Origin of the sequence: Lactobacillus panisapium (genome assembly GCF_019469265.1) — a bacterium.
GTDB classification, from domain to species: Bacteria; Bacillota; Bacilli; order Lactobacillales; family Lactobacillaceae; genus Lactobacillus; species Lactobacillus panisapium.
Genome location: NZ_CP048268.1, coordinates 230,740 through 248,981, shown reverse-complemented (window position 1 = coordinate 248,981; position 18,242 = coordinate 230,740). Strand labels below are relative to the sequence as shown.

17 protein-coding genes are annotated in these 18,242 nt (G+C 38.1%); 3 read left to right on the top strand and 14 right to left on the bottom strand.

The annotated features are described in order from the left end of the window. Positions 1 to 10 precede the first annotated feature (10 nt). From GYM71_RS01150 to GYM71_RS01135, 4 genes are all read right to left on the bottom strand, one after another. Entirely contained in the window at positions 11 to 1,813 is a 1,803-nt protein-coding gene (locus GYM71_RS01150; RefSeq protein WP_220220601.1) for an FtsX-like permease family protein, read from the bottom strand. 10 nt (positions 1,814 to 1,823) lie between these two features. Then, positions 1,824 to 2,573, bottom strand: coding sequence for an ABC transporter ATP-binding protein (locus GYM71_RS01145; protein ID WP_103752803.1), 750 nt, complete (start codon positions 2,571 to 2,573; stop codon positions 1,824 to 1,826). A 132-nt stretch (positions 2,574 to 2,705) separates the two neighbouring features. Beyond that, positions 2,706 to 3,320: an ECF transporter S component gene (locus GYM71_RS01140; protein WP_220220600.1), complete on the bottom strand. Its 615-nt coding sequence runs from the start codon at positions 3,318 to 3,320 to the stop codon at positions 2,706 to 2,708. A 135-nt stretch (positions 3,321 to 3,455) separates the two neighbouring features. After that, complete coding sequence (locus GYM71_RS01135; RefSeq protein WP_220220599.1) at positions 3,456 to 4,247, bottom strand: DUF4931 domain-containing protein; 792 nt, start codon at positions 4,245 to 4,247, stop codon at positions 3,456 to 3,458. Between the two features lie 110 nt (positions 4,248 to 4,357). Here GYM71_RS01135 and GYM71_RS01130 point away from each other — a divergent pair, with 110 nt between their 5' ends. Further along, positions 4,358 to 5,569 (top strand): L,D-transpeptidase family protein, encoded by a 1,212-nt coding sequence (locus GYM71_RS01130; RefSeq protein ID WP_220220598.1) that lies wholly within the window; start codon positions 4,358 to 4,360, stop codon positions 5,567 to 5,569. A gap of 138 nt (positions 5,570 to 5,707) precedes the next feature. On the opposite strand, the gene GYM71_RS01125 is transcribed toward GYM71_RS01130, so the two are convergent. After that, positions 5,708 to 6,622, bottom strand: a complete 915-nt coding sequence (locus GYM71_RS01125; protein WP_220220597.1) for a zinc ribbon domain-containing protein — start codon at positions 6,620 to 6,622, stop codon at positions 5,708 to 5,710. Positions 6,623 to 6,886: 264 nt separating this feature from the next. After that, the gene (locus tag GYM71_RS01120) at positions 6,887 to 9,430 is read right to left on the bottom strand and encodes a M1 family metallopeptidase (protein ID WP_220220596.1); all 2,544 of its coding nucleotides are present in this window, start codon (positions 9,428 to 9,430) and stop codon (positions 6,887 to 6,889) included. Positions 9,431 to 9,589: 159 nt separating this feature from the next. Here GYM71_RS01120 and GYM71_RS01115 point away from each other — a divergent pair, with 159 nt between their 5' ends. After that, positions 9,590 to 9,955, top strand: a complete 366-nt coding sequence (locus GYM71_RS01115) for an aggregation-promoting factor C-terminal-like domain-containing protein (protein WP_220220595.1) — start codon at positions 9,590 to 9,592, stop codon at positions 9,953 to 9,955. Positions 9,956 to 10,109: 154 nt separating this feature from the next. On the opposite strand, the gene GYM71_RS01110 is transcribed toward GYM71_RS01115, so the two are convergent. The 7 genes from GYM71_RS01110 to GYM71_RS01080 form a co-directional block, all read right to left on the bottom strand. Next, a complete protein-coding gene (locus GYM71_RS01110; RefSeq protein ID WP_220220594.1) occupies positions 10,110 to 10,376 on the bottom strand; it encodes a hypothetical protein in 267 nt (88 codons plus the stop codon). Positions 10,377 to 10,547: 171 nt separating this feature from the next. Next, positions 10,548 to 11,366: an alpha/beta hydrolase gene (locus GYM71_RS01105; protein ID WP_220220593.1), complete on the bottom strand. Its 819-nt coding sequence runs from the start codon at positions 11,364 to 11,366 to the stop codon at positions 10,548 to 10,550. Next, the gene (locus GYM71_RS01100) at positions 11,363 to 12,124 is read right to left on the bottom strand and encodes a YibE/F family protein (RefSeq protein ID WP_220220592.1); all 762 of its coding nucleotides are present in this window, start codon (positions 12,122 to 12,124) and stop codon (positions 11,363 to 11,365) included. Before GYM71_RS01100 ends, GYM71_RS01105 begins: the two co-directional genes overlap by 4 nt. Further along, the gene (locus GYM71_RS01095) at positions 12,121 to 13,245 is read right to left on the bottom strand and encodes a YibE/F family protein (RefSeq protein ID WP_103752786.1); all 1,125 of its coding nucleotides are present in this window, start codon (positions 13,243 to 13,245) and stop codon (positions 12,121 to 12,123) included. The genes GYM71_RS01100 and GYM71_RS01095 overlap by 4 nt, the downstream gene beginning before the upstream one ends. 121 nt (positions 13,246 to 13,366) lie before the next feature. Continuing rightward, positions 13,367 to 14,125: a helix-turn-helix domain-containing protein gene (locus GYM71_RS01090; protein WP_220220591.1), complete on the bottom strand. Its 759-nt coding sequence runs from the start codon at positions 14,123 to 14,125 to the stop codon at positions 13,367 to 13,369. Between the two features lie 26 nt (positions 14,126 to 14,151). Then, on the bottom strand, positions 14,152 to 15,237 hold the full coding sequence (locus tag GYM71_RS01085; RefSeq protein WP_220220590.1) for a D-alanine--D-alanine ligase family protein: 1,086 nt from the start codon (positions 15,235 to 15,237) through the stop codon (positions 14,152 to 14,154). A gap of 236 nt (positions 15,238 to 15,473) precedes the next feature. After that, positions 15,474 to 16,526: a helveticin J family class III bacteriocin gene (locus GYM71_RS01080; protein ID WP_220220589.1), complete on the bottom strand. Its 1,053-nt coding sequence runs from the start codon at positions 16,524 to 16,526 to the stop codon at positions 15,474 to 15,476. Positions 16,527 to 16,634: 108 nt separating this feature from the next. Between GYM71_RS01080 and GYM71_RS01075 the strand changes: the two genes are divergently transcribed. Further along, entirely contained in the window at positions 16,635 to 17,624 is a 990-nt protein-coding gene (locus GYM71_RS01075) for a CAP domain-containing protein (protein ID WP_220220588.1), read from the top strand. 50 nt (positions 17,625 to 17,674) lie between these two features. Here the strand turns inward: GYM71_RS01075 and GYM71_RS01070 are convergent, their stop codons facing one another. Then, the gene (locus GYM71_RS01070; RefSeq protein ID WP_220220587.1) at positions 17,675 to 18,151 is read right to left on the bottom strand and encodes a nucleoside 2-deoxyribosyltransferase; all 477 of its coding nucleotides are present in this window, start codon (positions 18,149 to 18,151) and stop codon (positions 17,675 to 17,677) included. Positions 18,152 to 18,242: the final 91 nt, after the last annotated feature.

Here is an 18,242-nt window from a genome sequence, read left to right as displayed (position 1 = left end):
TTTCATTTGCTTATTTTTCCTGTGGTAAGACGACTTTCTGGTAGAGCTTGACCGTGATTGCATAGTAGATAAAGTACAAAACAATAAAAATTGTAAACGGGATCCATAAGTGATGGTACGGATTAGGCAAAAGAATCCTAAATAGTTTCAATCCAAATAAAACATCTAGTATTCCTAGTACCGCAGGCAGCAAGAATAATGTACCCAGTTCACTTTTAACTGCTGAACTTAAAACTCTTCTTCGCGCACCAATTTGATAAAGCATCTGGTAACGAATACGGTCCCTAGCTGCCCCGCTTAGTACCTTAAACATCAAGGTAGAAGCCAGCATGGTCAGGAAAGCGAGTCCCAAGAAAAAGCCCATAAATTCAAACCCGCCACTGAAATTGCTAATTAATTGATAGAAAACCGGTTTGCTCTCATTAAATTGGTTAAGGTAATGCGGATTTTCTTTTAGTTGCAATTGCTGAATCTTTAATAAAATTGGGTAATCCTGTTCGAAATTTTTAACTAACATTAGCGACAAGAAATGAGGCTTACCGGGTAAGTTCTGCCAGTCAGAATGGGATACTAGTTTAATTTTCTTAGTCGTCCCTAGTAGTGAACTAAAGGCATTGTTTGCATGTGTATCACTTTTAGCAAGGTCACTAAGTGCTAAATTGACAGTTTTATATGTTGGTTCATGACCTGCTAAATAGGCCTCTTTGTCTTTAACCGGCTGCTTTTTTAGCTCATCACGCATTAAAAATAAATTCTTGCGATTTTCTTTATAATGGTAGGTTTGCTCAGTAGAAATATGTAATTTGGCAACTTCGGTTTTAACTGCGGGCGATGCGCTGACAACAATATTGTCGTAATAGATGCTTTCTTTACCCAAATCTTTAAGAGTAGTGAAGTTAAGTCCCACAGTGATTGCACCCAATGCCAAAGCAAATAGCAGTGAAATAATAGTTAAGATTTTAGTTAAGTCATGCAGGCGAAACTTCAATTGGCCCAAGATGAAAACGCGCAATCCGCGATAAGAAAGAGATCTTTTTTTAATTAGGAAATTAATGACGCCAACACACGCGGCATCAAAAATAAAGTACGTTCCTGCAACAATTGTTATAAGTGCACCTGGAATAATTAGTAAAAACATGTTTAAAGGCAGACCCAAGATATGGTAACCAGCCGCTAATAGTAGCAGACCCAAAACAGCTTCAACTGCAAGCTTAATCGGATGATTACCTAGTTTAGCAGGTTTTTGATCCTCCTTGAGTAAGCTAATAATTGGCGTGTGGGTTAATTTTCGCACATTATGAATAGCGCCCCAAAAGAACATGAAAATGAAGAAAATGAGTGTCCAGCCAATTGCTGGCGGATAAATCACAGCAAAGTGAGTAATCTGTAAATTTAATTTTGTAATGAGTAATTGTGACACAATAGCAGTTAAGCCAAAGCCCAAGACAATACCTGCAATTGTAGCCAATATCCCAGTAATTAAGGTTTCGATAAAAATCAATAGCCCGATGCGGCTGCTTTTGGCTCCTAGCGACATAAACATACCGTAATCATGCTTGCGCATACTGAGCAAAAGCGAATTGGCATTAATTAAGTAAACAAAAGTAATCAGGACTAATAAAACGATCCCAAAGGCAAAAGTAAAATTTAGATAATCCGTTGAGGCATTGACATCATGACTAATAAAAGAAGGATTAATAGCAATCGTTAAAAACATGTAAAAGATCATGCTAGCAACTATTAAGCCTGAAAAAAGAACGAGATAGTTTTTAAGTCGGCTTTTGATGCCCGTTAAAGAAAGTTTCCAAATCATGATTTTCACCCTATTCTTCAGTACCTAAGTGTTCAAGCAATTGGTGATAAAACTTTTGTCTCGGTAAATCTTGCTTGAGTAGTTGCTCACCAATTTTTCCGTCTTTAATAAACAAAATACGGCTAGCAAAACTAGCGGCAAGTGGATCATGCGTAACCATTAGGGTTGTAATACCATCGTTTGTATTTAAGTCACTCATTGTATCTAACAGTTCACGGGCACTCTTTGAATCAAGAGCTCCAGTGGGTTCATCAGCTAATAAAATTGCTGGTTCATGTACTAAAGCCCTAGCTGCGGCAACTCTTTGCTTCTGCCCGCCGGAAACTTCAGCCGGATATTTATTAATAATCTGACTAATACTTAACCTAGCAGCAATACGGTCAACTAACGGATCAATTCGACTAGACTTTACCCCTTGAAGTGTCAACGGTAAGGCAATATTTTCGCGGTTAGTCAAATTTTCCAGTAAATTAAAATCTTGAAAAATAAAACCAATTTGCTTACTCCTGAAGTCTGCTAGCTGGTTGGCATTAAGCGTGCTGTTGTCTTGGTGATTAATAAAAACGTGGCCCGTTGTCGGTTTATCAAGTGTAGAAAGAATATTAAGCAAAGTAGTTTTACCTGAACCAGAAGCACCCATGATGGCAACGAATTCACCTGAATTAACGGCGAAATTAATCCCCTTAAGTGCCTGATATTGCTTTTCTCCTCGTTTACCGTAGGTTTTAGTAACTTGATCTACTCGTAAAATTTCAGTCATAATTCAACCTCACTGTCATTTCTCTGTATTATTTAACTAATACACTATTCCATTATTTTGAACTTGTCAAACAAAAAAAAGCCATTTGCAAAGCAAATGACTTTTAAATTTAATTATTTATCTAAAAACGGACTATCTAGCTCTACTCATCACGGTTTTTAACGGGGTAACAATAATTGGCGTAACGATAGCAGTAAAGATTGCTTCAATCAGTCCATTCATGCCAAGCGCAATAATCAGTGCTTGGATCAAAGGTGTTCCCGTGGCAAAATTGCCCATATACCCCATTAGCCTGGAGGAATTTCCCATAAAAATGAGACTAGTCAAAAGAATGACTAAAACCGTATTTGTTAATGACGTAACTGCACCAGCAACGATATAGCTGCCTTCTTTAACGCCTCTACTCTTATTTTGACTGGCCTTACCAATTAGCCCTGGGAAAAGTCCCGCACAAATACTTGGGATAAATGAAATAAAAATATTCTGGAATAGGATTAAGCTGACCATATCTCCAGGCTGGGTATATGCTAGGATCACCCGTAGCAGTCCCCAGAAAATGCCAAAACAAGTTCCGGCAACCGGTCCCATTAACAGTGAATAAACAGCAACAGTCAACGGCGCTGTAGTAATTGCAGGCAAGCCAGGCAAAATACGGATATAACCAATATTAGGGACGAAAGTCTGCAGTAAAAAAATTGCAATAAATAAGGCAGTAATTGCCAAGTTTCTAGTTTGTTCTCTACGCATCTGATTTCTCCTTAAATAACACGTTGTCATTATATTGCTAAACCAAATAAGCCGCAAATAATCGTGCTTAAGATTATTAAAAATTATAATAATGGCATAAAGAAAAACTATCAATACTATCTACGGCAAGTTTAATTATTTATTAGCGGTGATAGCAAAAAACTGCCGTAATTTTTGGGCCTCGTCCTGTAATTTCTCTTCGTTATCTACTTGGGATAGTTTGTAGCCAACAAAATATGGTGGCGCAGCAAAACGCGCAATCAGCTTAGCACAAATCACATTATTTTTTCGCGGATAAAAAAAGAGGTTATACGAATCACACCGGCCATTCGAAAGAACCGTCAGCATATATTTTGCCCCGCATTGAATCCAATCTGCCCACAAGTCTATACCGGCGCTATTAAGCAAATTGATATTAATTTCAATATAGCCTTGAACCGGAAAACGAGCAATATTGACTTCTACGTTTTCCTGGTTAAACAAAGTAACCCCATTAAAATTCTTTTCTGACAAATAATGGTAGCCGTCTTGCTTTTTCAGGCCAACAATCTGCATATGAGGATGAATGAGTGATCCACCCGATTGCGGGCCAAAATTTTTATACCACAAGGTTGACCGAAACTCTTCTTGCTTTCGCATTTTATTAAAGCATGCTAAAGAAAAACGCATTAACGCCCGGTTTTGTTTAGTAGAATAGGTGGTAATATCGCCTTGATGATCGCTCGACTCAATTAGAACAGTTTGAACCGTATCACGCAACGTAGGATATTTGTTGCGCAGCCAGATCATATCGCCGTTACGGTCATAAATATTGCTCAATTCATCTGGTGCACAAAAGGGACAGCCTGACTTATTCTTGGTTTTCCGGTATGAATTGGGCTTTTCTTTGGCAATATTAACATCAAAAATTAACGGATCATTTTCCATGCGAACCTCCTAAACAAGTTTTTTAACTATTGTATTTTACTAGAGCCACAATAGATGATAAACTGGAACCGCAATTATTTTTAAAAAATTATTTACAGTGGGTAAAAATTATGGAATCGAGAAAAAACTTAAAAAAATACAATAATCGCAACAATCTTTACCTAATCATTATTGGAATTGTTTTAATTTTAGCGGTTGTTTTCGGCGTAGTTTTATATAACCACCATGTCGAGTCACAAAGACAGGCAAGAGAATTTGCCACCAACCATTTTAACCCTAATGTAAGTATTTATGGTGTTAAAGTGGGCAATTTAACTGTTGCCAAGGCAACGGCCAAAATTAACCGCCAGGCCAACAATATTGTGACCCTTGAAAAAGGTAAAGTCGCAATCGAGCGTGATCCCAGCATTAACACAATTGATCGGCAAACTGTGCGTGATTATTTTGCTAAACAACACACAACCATGCCCAACAAGAAAAATTACGAGTACTACTATACTGATTTAGAAAGTGCCAACAGCAAATTAACGTCAGTTAGCCGTGCCAGCGTGACCTACAAAGTTGCCGGTAAGTCCTATAAATTAAAGGCAAATGAGCTCCTTAACAAGGTCATTTTTAAACAAGGTACATTCTCGTTTATTAATTCGGAGAATCTAACAGCGAAATTAAATAAGATCGACCAAGAAGTTTCGACAATTCATAAAAGCTACCAGTTTAAAGTACCGGTTAAAAATAAGCTTAATAGTAAAGCAATTACCGTCAAAAATGAGAGCTACGGCTGGGGCGTTAACGTCAAAAAAGCGCAAAAAGCAGTTGAAGAGGCCTTTTTAAAAGGTACAACCAGCTTAAATGGCGAAGATTACATCTATGGTTTAGGCTACAGTACTTATGGTCTAGGCTATAACAAGTCCAATCATGGAATCGGAAATGATTATGTTGTTGTTTCTCTCAAGAAACAAGAATTATGGATTGTCAGAAAAGGCAAATTAGCCGTTCACTTAAACGATGTTGTTACTGGAACTGAAAATGGCGGCAAAGGAAACCGTACCCCTACTGGCGTATGGTATATTCAGTATAAAGAGTCGCCTGCTGTTTTACGTGGCCGCAACAATGACGGTTCAAAGTATGCCTCTCCGGTAAAATACTGGATGCCGTTTACTCTTAGCGGTTGCGGATTGCATGATGCCAGTTGGCGCGGCGATTGGAGTAAAAAAGCATACTTGCGGGGCGGTTCTCACGGTTGCGTCAATATTAAGCCAGGTGAAATCAAGCATGTTTGGCATAATGTTGTTAAGCATGAAGCAGTCATCGTCTATGACTAACTCGTGAATACTCTAAGTTAATAATAATTAAAAAGGCATGTTGCAATTTACAGCAGCATGCCTTTTTAATTTACTCGCGCATTTGTTAATAAGGGAAAAAAGGTAAAATACCAGTTTTCCCCATCTGAAATTCTATAATTAATTTAAGGTTGAAAAGATTTGGTATAAGATTGATTGATGCATTGAATTGTATAGTATCGAAAAGAAAATAATGACTGCTATTAGTAATATCAAGACTGCTACTAGTATTATTAGATGAGAAATAATGTAACCATACATTTTATCTCGAATAGGTTGTCTATTTTCACCAAGTGCAGTTAGCTGGAAGCCCATATAAAAGAGCGAAAAGATGATAAATAATACTACAGAAACAAATGTGCCATTGCCTGGCCCCAATACTAAAACAATAAAAACAAGCGATGATAATATCAAATTAAAATTGCTGGCATGAACGCCCCGATTAACGAAAGCAATTAAGCCGTCAGTTTTACCATAAATAAAATAGTGTCCTGCATAATAGCCACCAATGATAGTTGCTTCAAACAAAAGTGCAAATAGCAGTACCCTAATCACGCCAATAAGGGAAAAACCAGAAACTATTCGACCTACACCATAACCATTAGCCACAGACTTCAAGCAAAAATAAAAACCTAAAATAATTAGCAAGTTGTCTAATAGAATTGTAGCCCAGCCATACCAGCTTTCACCAATCACCGCTGAAAATGGGCGTTTCCACGAATCAACGCACCATTGCAAGTAATTTTGAATGACGACATATAGTCTTCCTGAATTGGTTTCTTGCGTATTAACTGAAGTCGGTGCTTGCTGGAACTGACTTTCTTGCGCTTGTTCATTATTAGCAGCATTTGGCTTTGCCTGATTTTGCTCAAAGTTTTCTCCACTATTTGATTGACCTTTTATTTGGTGTGAATCCTCTGACTTAGCAGTAGCCTCTTGGGAACTATTATCTATCTGCCGCAGATCGGCCCCACATTTAGTACAAAAATTGACATTTGATTTCATCAATGCACCACAATTTGGACATTTTTTCATTTGTTAACCCCCTTATTATTCCCTTAATTATTTTACTAAATAACTATCAAATAGCAATTCACTAAAAATTTAAATCTTAATTTAGCTGATACGATAAAAGTGCCTATTCTGCTATGCCATTCACTATTACCATTAATAAATTACAATTAATTGCTCAAAGTCTTATTTTGCACCAATAAAAAAACACCAAGCTAAATGTTTAGCTTGGCGTTTTAAGTCTATCAATATTAACTTAACGATACGAATTTGATAAGTGTTAGATTTCTACTTATCCTGCGACAAAATTGCCTTGATTGCTTCATTAACTTGAGCTTTTTCATTTGCAACTAAAGCAGCTTTTGTTGCAATCACGCGTGTATCCATCTTTATTTCACGACCAAGTCCTGGTTGATCGATTTTTGGCTCAAAGAATTCTTTGAATTCAGTTAATCTCTGCGCGGTATCGAAAACTTTCGCAGTTACAGTGATATAACTCGTGAATTCCATATCGCCACCGATTGTCTTTTCAAGCCATGACCAGTCTTGACGTAACCAATCCCATGCTAATTGTTGACCATTCTGGTTAAGTAAAATGGAGCGGTACCAAGCACGAAGATCTTGGGGTTTGATAATATCAGCATTTTCAAAATTATCCACAATCTTCTCTAATTCATTCTTGTCAGTGGTCATAGTAATAGCTGCTAACAAGTCTTGTTTAAAGTATGGGTCCACTGCTTCTTGGTACTGCTTAATTAAGTCGGCAACAAGACCAGGTTGATGATAATTTCTAACCTCATTTACCAAAACATGAGGTCGTACTGATGCCTCAATGGCTGCCAAATTATCTTTATTCTCTGTAAAAATTTGGTGACCTGCTGCATAAATAGAAGAATTTTCTGCATATAACGCAGCCATTAAGACGATTGGTCGAATCAGTTTATCATCTGAAGTATCAGTCTCTTTGGCTTGCCAGCCTAAGTGGGTTACATTTTCGGCAGATAATTTATTGCAAAATGCCTTCAGCGCTTTTTCGTCAGCCGATCCAGGAGTGACAAATTTCCGCAATTGATCAACAATATTGAATAAAATATTAATGACAATATTAGATCTAGATGCAGCAAACTTCGGTAATAGCGGAATGATTTGCGCATAAGAAATTTGGTTACCCGCAGCAAGCAAGGACAAGTCTTGCAAGAGTTGTAATTGATCAACTGGCTGTAATTGATCAACTTCGGTCATAATATCATTCATCAATGTTTCGTCATAGTTAACAATAAAGTGCGAACTATTACCAACATTAATGCGTAATGCATGACCAGCTTTTGCACGCAGGTCTTGATAATCACCAAGATCAAGTTCACGCTCTGACATAATTTGTGGCGCAGCGAAATTGGCGTTAAGTGGAATTGCCCATTTACGGTTAGCATCTTTGCCTTCACCAATAAAGAATTGCTTTTGGCTCAAAACCAAATGATTTTCTGCATTAACTTTAGCCGTGACAACCGGATAACCAGGTTGATCGAGCCAAGTGTGCATAATTTTACCAATATCTAAGTCAGTTGCAGTAGACAATGCATTCCACAGATCGTCACCGGTTGCATTGCCAAACTGATGTTGGTCAAAGTAATACTTCAGCCCTTTGCGCAATGCTTCGTCGCCCAATAAAGCGCGAACCATTACTAACATTCTTGAGCCCTTAGCGTAAACTATCGCGCTATCAAAAATTGCATCAATGTCGGCAGGATGTTCAACTTCAACGTGAACTGGTTGGACACCATCAGTAGCATCACGATTTAAAGCAGCAGGAACTTCTGATATTTGGTAAACGTTATCCCAAACATGCCATTCAGGCTCTAAAGCGTCAATTGAGACATATTCCATCATGTTGGCAAAACTTTCGTTTAACCATAAATCGTCCCACCACTTCATCGTTACCAAATCACCAAACCATTGGTGAGCAAGTTCATGGGCAATAACTGTTGCCACATAAGCTTTTTGCTCAGGAGTAGCATTGTCTGGATCCAATAAAATTGCGGCTTCACGGTAAGTAACCAAGCCCCAGTTTTCCATTGCCCCAGCAGAAAAGTCAGGTAGCGCTAATTGCCAAGAATGTGGTAATGGGTACTTAGTTTGATAGAATTCCTCATAAAATTCAATTGCCCGCTTGGCGATATCAAGCGCAAAGTTTAGTTCCTTAGCTTGATGCGCTTTAGTCGCAAACACGCCTACTTTGACGCCGTCTTTGGTTTCTGTCATCTTAGATTGCAATTCACCGAACGCAAACGCAATCAAGTAACTGGACATTCTAACTGTTTTTTCAAAATAGTGAACGCCATTTTCAACCTTAATTTCCGGCATATTAGCAATTGTCGTTTCGCCTTCGTGCTCGTCATATTTAAGGGCTAACGAAAAAGTGGCCTTTGCTTCAGGTTCATCAACGCATGGGAAAGCCTGACGAGCTGAGGTAGTTTCAAATTGTGTTCCAATAATCTGTTTTTTAACGCCATTCACTTTGTAATATGAAGGATAAATTCCCATCATAGTATCAGTTAGTGGTGCAGAATAAGTAATCTCAACTGTAACTTTGCCAGTTTTGCCTACCGCAATTTTTATTGCTTCTTCCTCATCATCAACGGTGAAAGGAACCTCAGTACCATCACACATGACTTTTGTAATAGTCATATATTTTTGGTTAATTAAAATTGTATCTTCGATTGCCTCACCGGTAATTGTTGAAGTACCGGTAATTGTTTTCTGTTCACGGTTAACATCAATAAACAAGTCATAATGATCAGGATGAAAAGTTTCATAAAAATGTTTTGCAGTCATAATCTACCTCCTAGAATAGTTTCCTCTAAATTCTACCAAAACTATGCAGAAATAACATTAAAACTTGATTGTAAGAGTCGCGTGTTAATTCTGTAACAACAATGAAATATTGCATGTGTATGATTATCCATAGTAAATAAGTGATCTTTTTTATAGGGAATGAAGAAATTGAAGAAAAATAAAAGTCTGTTAACTAAGTTAATTGCAGCTTTAGCACTATCTTTTGGTTTTACTGTTGTTGCGCAAACAACTAACACCAGTTCAAATGTTCAAACTGTTCAAGCTGCTAGAAAATTATCTAAGCGTGAACGTGCTGCCAAGAACTGGATTGCAATGAGAGAATCCGGTGGTAACTACTATGCTAGAAATGGTGTGTGTTACGGCAAGTACCAATTAAACATTAATTACCTTCATGGTAATTATTCCCCTAAGAACCAGGAACGAGTTGCCGATAATTACGTTTACGGCCGCTACGGTTCATGGGTTAATGCCAAGAGCTTTTGGTTAAGTCATCATTGGTATTAAAAAGAGTAATAGATTTCAGTTTTCCTAATAATAAAAACAGTTTAGTAATTGACTAAGCTGTTTTTTATTTTGTCTTATTTTCAATTGTCATTAATCAAAACCAAATAAAAAAACTGCGCTTTTGTGTCTTACCAAAAGTGCAGTTTTTTCTTAATTAAGCATGGTGTCTTAACAAATGAGCCTTCGCAGGTTCACTTCTCAGCCAACTGGCAAAGAAGGCAAATCCAAAAATGATTACGGCAATTATTGCTGTAAAGATGAATAAACCATTCCCACTATTAAGGGCAATTGTTTGCTCATCATCTAAAAGGCGACTTGACTCATTAACTTGATTACACAATCCAAAGAATAACATGATTAGACTGCTTAAAGTTAGTACGCCGTTAATTGCTGTTAAAATTTTTATTTTCGTTAACTTCAAAAAATCATGTCCTTTCTTTTGATTCAAATATGTGCAATTATATACCTTTTAGAAATAAATGCAATACTTTTGTTTAAAAAAATTCGCACTTTTTAATTTTTATATTAATATTCTTTCTAGTAAGTCTTAATGCTGGCAAATAGCCCACAAAAAAGCAGCTACACTGCCTGTTTATGACCATTCGCTGGCCAACCACTCTTGAGCTAACTTAAACCAGTGGGCCGCATGCGGATTTTCCTGCCACTCGCGCCCTTTTATCACCATATCCTTACGGGCTAGTGAAAAGCCGTGACCACCACGATTGAAAATATGAACCTCACATGGCACATTTTTGGCATGTAAAGCAGCAATATATTCCATGGTATTTGTCACTAATACAACTGGATCATCCCACGCATGAAAAATAAAAGTTGCAGGCGTTTTGGCAGTTACACCTAATGCACTATTTTTAACAAACTCATCTGTCGGTACCTTGCCCTCCTCTTCAGCGGGGACATCAAAGCCAATTTTAGCTAAGTTAATTAACGGGTACCCTAAAATAGTCTTAGATGGTAAGACGGCACTGCTGGTAAAAGAAAATTCTTTTTGGTATTTAGGAGAGTTAGCCATGCTATTGGCAAAGCTGGCCACGTGACCGCCAGCTGAAAAACCAACAGTAACAATTTTTGCAGGATCAATATTGTATTCACGCGCGTGATCACGAAAGTACTTAACCGTAGTCAATACATCTAGCCCCGCATCCGGATAGATATCACCTTCATCTTGAACCAGGTTATATTCCATTACAACGCTGTTGAAGCCGCAGTTATTAAAGGCAAGTGCTACCGGCTCGCCTTCTCGTAAAGACAAGTGGTCAAAACTGCCACCTGGAATAATAATGGCAAGCGGATGCTTAGGAGTCACTAAGTCACCAATTGAATCCAGAGTATAAGTATGAACTTTAAACTCCCGCTTGTTAAAGTTAGTTAACGTTAAATCATTTACTTTCATTTTTTCACCTCACGTTTAGCCATCTTTTTTGCTAAAAAAGCAGTCGATAATGGCACAGTTAGTAATACACCAATCAATGAATACATAATAATAAGCGTTTCATTGACAAATAATTTTTCATTTAAAATTTCACCTAATGTGTAATTGAGCCTAATATACCACAAAAATAGGGAAAGAAAGCTACCAAACATGCCAAATAAAATGGTATTCATCGCTGTTCCTAAAACATCGTTGCCGATTTTTGCCCCACTATTCAGTAGTTCTTCATGGGTAATCTCGGGATTGTGCTTCTTAATTTCTAATAATCCAGAACTCATTGCAACCGCCGCTTCCGCAACCGCTCCAAGCGTTGAAAAAATCGCAACAGCTACGGCAATTAACGGATAGCTAAGCCCCGGCATTTGTGATAAACCAACGAGAATCTCTCCTGCTTCTGGGCCTAGACCAGCAGCTTGTGCCAGCCATTCGAATCCTAAAATCAAACAACTGACAACTAAACACACAATTAGAGCAGAATAAAATGAGTTTTTCGCTACTTGATAGTCATGCGTTCCCAAAAAGATTATTGTCACTAACTTGAGTGGAATAAAAATCAAAATTAACACGGGAATGCTGATGCCCCATGAAATCAGAATTGCCAGCAAAATTAACAATAAGGTGTTAATCAGCACACTGAAAAAACTACGAATGCCAGTTTCACCGCCAATGACCGTCATTAATATTGCCAAAACGATTATCAGTGCCATTAATGTGTTCACTTTTTATTCCACTCCTTCCATTTTTGACCTTCTAAAAAGAACAAACTGCAGCCAGTCGCGAAAACGACCGTTAAAACAATTCCGATTGCGGAGATAACGCTTTGCGTTACTCCTAAAGATAAGGTGAAGCCAAAGGTGGAACTTAAAGTGTTGTTGTCACGTAAATAAATAATTGTTAGCGGCAACGCTTCAGACATGAAAATCAGCACTAACACATTAATCAGTGGTCCCATAATCTCTTGGCCCATTGTTCGGCCACTTTCAATCAGCTGTTTGGCAGTCAGATCTTTTTTAGTCTGAATTAATTCATATAAGCTTGAGATAATATCCGTTGCTTCATCCATCACTGCTCCTAAAATGCCAAGCAAGGTCTGCGCTAGAAAAATGCCGCGGGGATCTTGGGTAGCGTAATCGCCAGTTTCATATTTGATTTCAGACTCTCCCGTAAGGCGCATAATTAAGTAGCACAAAGCAAACGAAACAAAGACTCCTAACAGCGTCGCGGCCCAGGTCGCCAGCATTTTTTTATTAAGTCCTTGAACAAGCAATAAGCTGAAAAAGGAAAAGACGATGTCAGCAAAGCCAAAGAGCAGCACAATATACGAGCCGTTCAGTTTAATATCGGTCATAATTACGAGGTAAAACAAGAGCCAGCTCAAAGCCATGGACGCAATCAGTCCCAGCGTGTTTTTACCAGAAACGGCTACCATTAGTGTCGCCATGACTGTCAGTGCTAAAACCAACACCCAATCGCGTTTAGGCGTTTGAATAGCCGGATCATTATGTTTAATATTGACAAAAATCCGCTGACCAGCCCGGTATTTTTGCGTAATCAATTGCGATGGATAATAATAATTGACCGTTCGGTAAGTTTGGTTCTTATGCTTGCCAGATAAAACTTTGAGGTGAAGCACCTGTTTTCTGGTTTCGTCCTTGTTGTTATACACATCCGTACTTTTTTCAACTAAAGTGTCCTTAATCGTGCGGTCCGTAATTACTGCTACATCATGCTTAGTGTAGATGTCAGTGGCAAAATAAGTACACGCCGTCAAGGCCAGTCCAATAATAGCTACAACTAGCGCCAACACGTAGCGCTGCTTAGTTTTTTTCAATGTAATCATCCTTAATCTATACTTGTCTACTGTACCTCAAAAGCGGATATCATAATTAAAAGTTTAACTTAAGTTTGCTAAATTTGGCATTAATAAAAACGGCTTTTTTTAAAAGTCGTTTTTACTTAATCTACATATCAATAAATTTTTGCCACCAGTGCTTTTTTTCCGGTTCTACTTGCATATCTGACAATGTCCGGTGCGCATTAACCGTACTTTTTTGGGCGTTTTCTTGTGCTTTTGACAAAATTTCATCATGCACTTGTTTGCTTGATTTTTGTTCATCATTAGCAACCTGCGCCCGCTTTTCAGCAGGTGTCAGTGGTTTATTTTCTTCAGCAAAAATTGGTGCAGTTGCCAGATCATCGGTTACAATTCCTGAAATATCAGGTAAGCTAGCAAAATCGGCTTCTTTGGCAGATGAATTTTCTAACTCCTTCTGTCTTGTTAGTAGATCTTTATTCTGCTTTTCAATTCGATTTAACTGCTTTTGTAATTTCGCAAGCGCTGAATTCTGTTGTCCGATAGTCTGTTGCAAGGCATTAAGAAGTTTCATTACCTGCGGTGTGCTCATCACTTCATTGTTAGGTTCGTCCACGGCATTTGATTCTTTTGCGCTTTTATCACTCACAGCAAAAATCTGCTGTGCCGCTTCTTGCAAAGTAAGGCCATTTTCCTGTGCCAACTTATGAAAATCCTTTAAATCTTGAACATCCTTTTTACTATATAACCGGGCATTTTGTTTGGTTCTAGCGTAATAATCAGGCTTACCGGCAACTTTTTCAACTATTAAGGAATATTTGCGCAAAGTGGCAACACTAATCTGCAATTCCTTAGCTGTTGCTGCAGGGGCGGTCAATTCTTCAAAATCATGCTTATCTTTAGTCATAAAATATTACTCCCAGCACAATCTAATTAACCGATTTTATGTAGCAACGTCTTTTTATGCTCATAACGTTCTTGGCCGATTTCAATTAACCGTGTGATTAATTCAGAATAAGGAATACCAGCTTCTTCGAACAGTTTTGGATACATACTAATGTTAGTAAAACCTGGTAATGCATTGACTTCAGTCAAAACAATCTTCTGGTCACTTTCACGTAAAGTAGAGTCAACCCGAGCCAAACCACTACATTCAGTTGCCTGGTAAACTTTTAAAGCATTAGCCCGAATTTTTTCAACAATTTCTGCTGGTAATTCGGCTGGAATCTGCAGTGTTGTGGTGGAATCATCATCATATTTATTTTCATAACTATAGAAGGTTCCCGCAGCGTTAATAATTTGGCCTACCCCAGAAACAAGCGGCTTGTCATTGCCTAAAACAGCAACTTCAACTTCAGTACCATGAATCGTTTCTTCTACTAAAACTTTATCATCATACCTAAAGGCATCGGCTAAAGCTTCACGGTATTCTTTCTCGCTTGTAACATGGTGAACCCCAACAGATGAGCCTTGATTAGATGGCTTAACAAACAAGTCGCCACCCAATTTTTCGCTTACTTTTGCGTAATCACATTTAGCATTATTTTCTTCGTCATATTCAAAGCGTTTAATTGCAATCCAGTCGGCAACTGGAACACCAGCTCGTTGCGCCAAAATCTTGGTAAATTCCTTATCCATTGTTACTGCAGCGGATAGAACATCGTCACCTACAAATGGCTTATCCAAAATTCTAAATAAACCTTGCAGGCTGCCATCCTCGCCTAAGTTACCGTGGACAATTGGGAAGAAAACATCGATTTCAGGTAAATTAGCTAACTCAATTAGATTAGAAATATTAGCGACTTTGTACGGATTTTGCACCGTATAGTGTGGATCTTTAAGTACCTTAAAAGAATCTGCTTCACTAGCCAAGTACCCGTCATTGGTAATCCAAATCGGGTGAACATCAAACTTATCTTGATCAATTGCATTATAAATATTGTGGCCTGACATAATTGAGACTTCATATTCGGATGAATTGCCACCAAAAATTAGGCCAACCTGTGTTTTCCTAGTCATTTTATTTTTACCTCTTAATTAATGTTTCTAACTTTTTAATTATACGGCAATGTAAGCCTAAAAAAGCACAAATTAGCCGAATTTTAGAAATATTTTTTTAATCCGAACCTAAATCTTAAAAAACATGAGTAATTTTTCAATTAGTTAATAGTCCGCTTTTTTTCATTGTGAAAATTCGCTTTGCTCTTAATCATTTTGACTTTTAATCCAATATTTTTTCCGAACATTATTGTTGGCTATAAAAGTCCCCAAGTTACTTGGTAAATTTTATTAATTTTAGTGGGATGCTTAGTTGGATTAGCAAAATCGTGCAGTTGGTGGTAGGCAACCGTCACCAAAACATTGTTATTACTTACAACCTGAATGCCTTCAACTTCCGTATAATAGCCTGGAATTGCCAGTTCTGTTGCAGTTGTCAAATCAACTAATTCCCAACCGGCAGCGTTAACTTCGCCCCACGGAATTTTGACAATTTTACGGTCAAAGCCAGCTATATCAGTAGATGGCTGGCTAGAAAGATAAAGATTAAACTGGTCGTTGTGATTAACAACATAATGATCAAGGGCAAATCCTTGCAAAGACCCTACCTGTCCTTGATTGCCAGATAAAGTTGGAATTTTAAAAGCGGCAAGGCATTGTACAGTTGTTATATCAACATATTTGCTGGCAGTTGTGGCATGATCCAAGGCATCATTAATTGCACTCAGGCGGTATAGTGCAAAGTAACCATTATGATCGTTATCACCGTAAGCAATCATAAAATATTGACCATCAGGTGAAACGGCCGCCTCGACGCGGGCAAATTGGTCACCTGCACAACCAACACCAAAGTCGCTACCTGCATGATTTAAGTTTGCCAGCCGAGGTTGCACGCTTGTATTAGAACGATATTTTTGTGCGTGCCACAGGGAAACCCGGGCAATCTGCTTTGACCAACTCGACCACGTACTGCTCATATTAAGGTCATTTGGCTTAGTTCCCACAAAATATTGACCAAATTTATTCGCATATTCAAATGTTTGGGTATGCCCTGCAGCAGTTCCCGTCATGAACAACACCGGCTTATTTTTATTAAAGTTAACATTTTGACCATTGTGGCTGCGATAAACAAAAGTATCACCAGCAACGTGTTGCAAGGCATAAGTATAATTCTTGCCGATTGTTGCTTTTTGAACAACGACTTGACGCAAATCACGGTCAACCGGACCAGTAACGCCGTCCCAATCATCAAGATTACTAACCAATTTCAGTTCAACATTTCTTGCTTGTGGTATGTTTGGGTTAATCATATTTAATAAACGCTCTTTTCTACCAGCTTTTCTTAATTTTTTGTTTTGTAGCTATCTAAAGGGCTTTTTTGCCTTATAATATTTCATAGTTAGGAGGCGTCTTGAAAAATGTTACGCAAATTATCTATTATACTTACCAGCCTACTTTTCATTTTTCCATTTAGCGCTACAACTACTCACGCGGCTAATTTCACGCCAAGTGAAGCAAACCAAGTAAAGCAATTGCAACAAGAGTATGCTGCTTTAGATAAAACTCCTTTTAATGAAGATAACCTCTATGTAACTAAGCCGCAGCTCAACCGCAAATTTAAAGAAGGCGTGCTAACCCCGACTTATCTTAGTGATCAACTCGCTTACATTAATTATTATCGCGGACTTTTCGGCTTAACACCAATAGCTGAGGCCAAACAAGACAGTATTGATGCACAAAAAACGGCCGCCGTCTTGGCAACCTTAAATGCCAATCCGTTAATTAACCAGCACAACCTTCCTTATGAAAAAAGGCCGCGCAACGTTAGCAAAGCGATTTGGCAAATCGCCCGCTCCACTTCCAATTCTGCTAATCTTAACTTTAATACTCATGACCAAACTGCAGGCGATGTAATTACTGATTTAATTACTGATCGCTATAATTTATCCGGGCCAGACACAGGACACCGTGCCTGGTTACTCTCAACTAGACTGACTACAACCGGAATCGGAGCCGCTTACGGAAAAAACGGTTATCGCTATTCTGTTCAAAAAGTTCTTAATTCAGCTGACGTCTTTCGCAAGCCAAGTCAACAGCAAGTTACTTATCCTAGTTCAGGCGTTTTTCCGCTCGAATTAGTCCAAGGACAAAACATTGCTTGGTCTTTTTATAGCTCCGATCAGGTAATTAAAGAAATTCCGCAAATTACTATTACCGATGAGGATACGCAAACAACTTATCAAGCTCAGGAAGTTCACAATTATCATAATTCCGGCTATGGCAATTTTACAACCATTATTACTTATTCTCCGGGAGCTACTCCCTTAGTTAATGGGCATGAATACCGGGTTGATATTGCGGGAGTTCTTTCTTATCATTTCAAGCTTTTTCGACTAGGCAGCAACTAATTTATGACAGAAAAAAGCCACGGAAATTTTACTTCCGTGGCTTTATTTTGCTATTTTAAATACTTTGCAACTGCCTGTAATAAATCAGGTTCATTATTAACAATTGTCCCATTTAGCTTAATTAGTCCCGTTGTATAAAGGTTTACGTAGTGAAATTGATTTTCAGCGATTTCACTTAGTGCAGCTAATTTTTGCTTATTATTACTGCCCTTTTGTCGTGTATCCGTGTACAGACCAATAATCGGAATTTCTTTAGCGTAGGCAATACCGATTTCGCTTGCTACCCCATTATCAATACTGAGACCATCAAGAACGGCAACCATTAAATCACTTTGAAGGAGCTTATCAGTATCGGCCTGAGCAATCATTTTTGAATCGGCATACGCTTCTTTATCATTAATTGCAGCATTTTCCTGCGGCAAATATAGATCAATTGCAGGATCTAGTTGACGAATTTTAGCTGCTAATTGGGCATTATAATTGATTTCTGCCTGAGAAAACAGAGCATTTGCAAAGTAAATTTTCATTATTAACTCCTTAGTTCGTAATTGCCTATTTAAAAAAGACAGGGTCACCTGAACAATTCACTTATTAATTAGTCAGGAGCTTTTAGAAGGT

Coding starts and splice junctions, on each gene's coding strand:
- GYM71_RS01130 (WP_220220598.1), top strand. CDS start 4,358: ATGGAATCGAGAAAAAACTTAAAAAAATACAATAATCGCAACAATCTT.
- GYM71_RS01095 (WP_103752786.1), bottom strand. CDS start 13,245: ATGATTACATTGAAAAAAACTAAGCAGCGCTACGTGTTGGCGCTAGTT.
- GYM71_RS01135 (WP_220220599.1), bottom strand. CDS start 4,247: ATGGAAAATGATCCGTTAATTTTTGATGTTAATATTGCCAAAGAAAAG.
- GYM71_RS01125 (WP_220220597.1), bottom strand. CDS start 6,622: ATGAAAAAATGTCCAAATTGTGGTGCATTGATGAAATCAAATGTCAAT.
- GYM71_RS01145 (WP_103752803.1), bottom strand. CDS start 2,573: ATGACTGAAATTTTACGAGTAGATCAAGTTACTAAAACCTACGGTAAA.
- GYM71_RS01120 (WP_220220596.1), bottom strand. CDS start 9,430: ATGACTGCAAAACATTTTTATGAAACTTTTCATCCTGATCATTATGAC.
- GYM71_RS01140 (WP_220220600.1), bottom strand. CDS start 3,320: ATGCGTAGAGAACAAACTAGAAACTTGGCAATTACTGCCTTATTTATT.
- GYM71_RS01085 (WP_220220590.1), bottom strand. CDS start 15,237: ATGACTAGGAAAACACAGGTTGGCCTAATTTTTGGTGGCAATTCATCC.
- GYM71_RS01070 (WP_220220587.1), bottom strand. CDS start 18,151: ATGAAAATTTACTTTGCAAATGCTCTGTTTTCTCAGGCAGAAATCAAT.
- GYM71_RS01115 (WP_220220595.1), top strand. CDS start 9,590: ATGAAGAAATTGAAGAAAAATAAAAGTCTGTTAACTAAGTTAATTGCA.
- GYM71_RS01105 (WP_220220593.1), bottom strand. CDS start 11,366: ATGAAAGTAAATGATTTAACGTTAACTAACTTTAACAAGCGGGAGTTT.
- GYM71_RS01080 (WP_220220589.1), bottom strand. CDS start 16,526: ATGATTAACCCAAACATACCACAAGCAAGAAATGTTGAACTGAAATTG.
- GYM71_RS01075 (WP_220220588.1), top strand. CDS start 16,635: ATGTTACGCAAATTATCTATTATACTTACCAGCCTACTTTTCATTTTT.
- GYM71_RS01150 (WP_220220601.1), bottom strand. CDS start 1,813: ATGATTTGGAAACTTTCTTTAACGGGCATCAAAAGCCGACTTAAAAAC.
- GYM71_RS01090 (WP_220220591.1), bottom strand. CDS start 14,125: ATGACTAAAGATAAGCATGATTTTGAAGAATTGACCGCCCCTGCAGCA.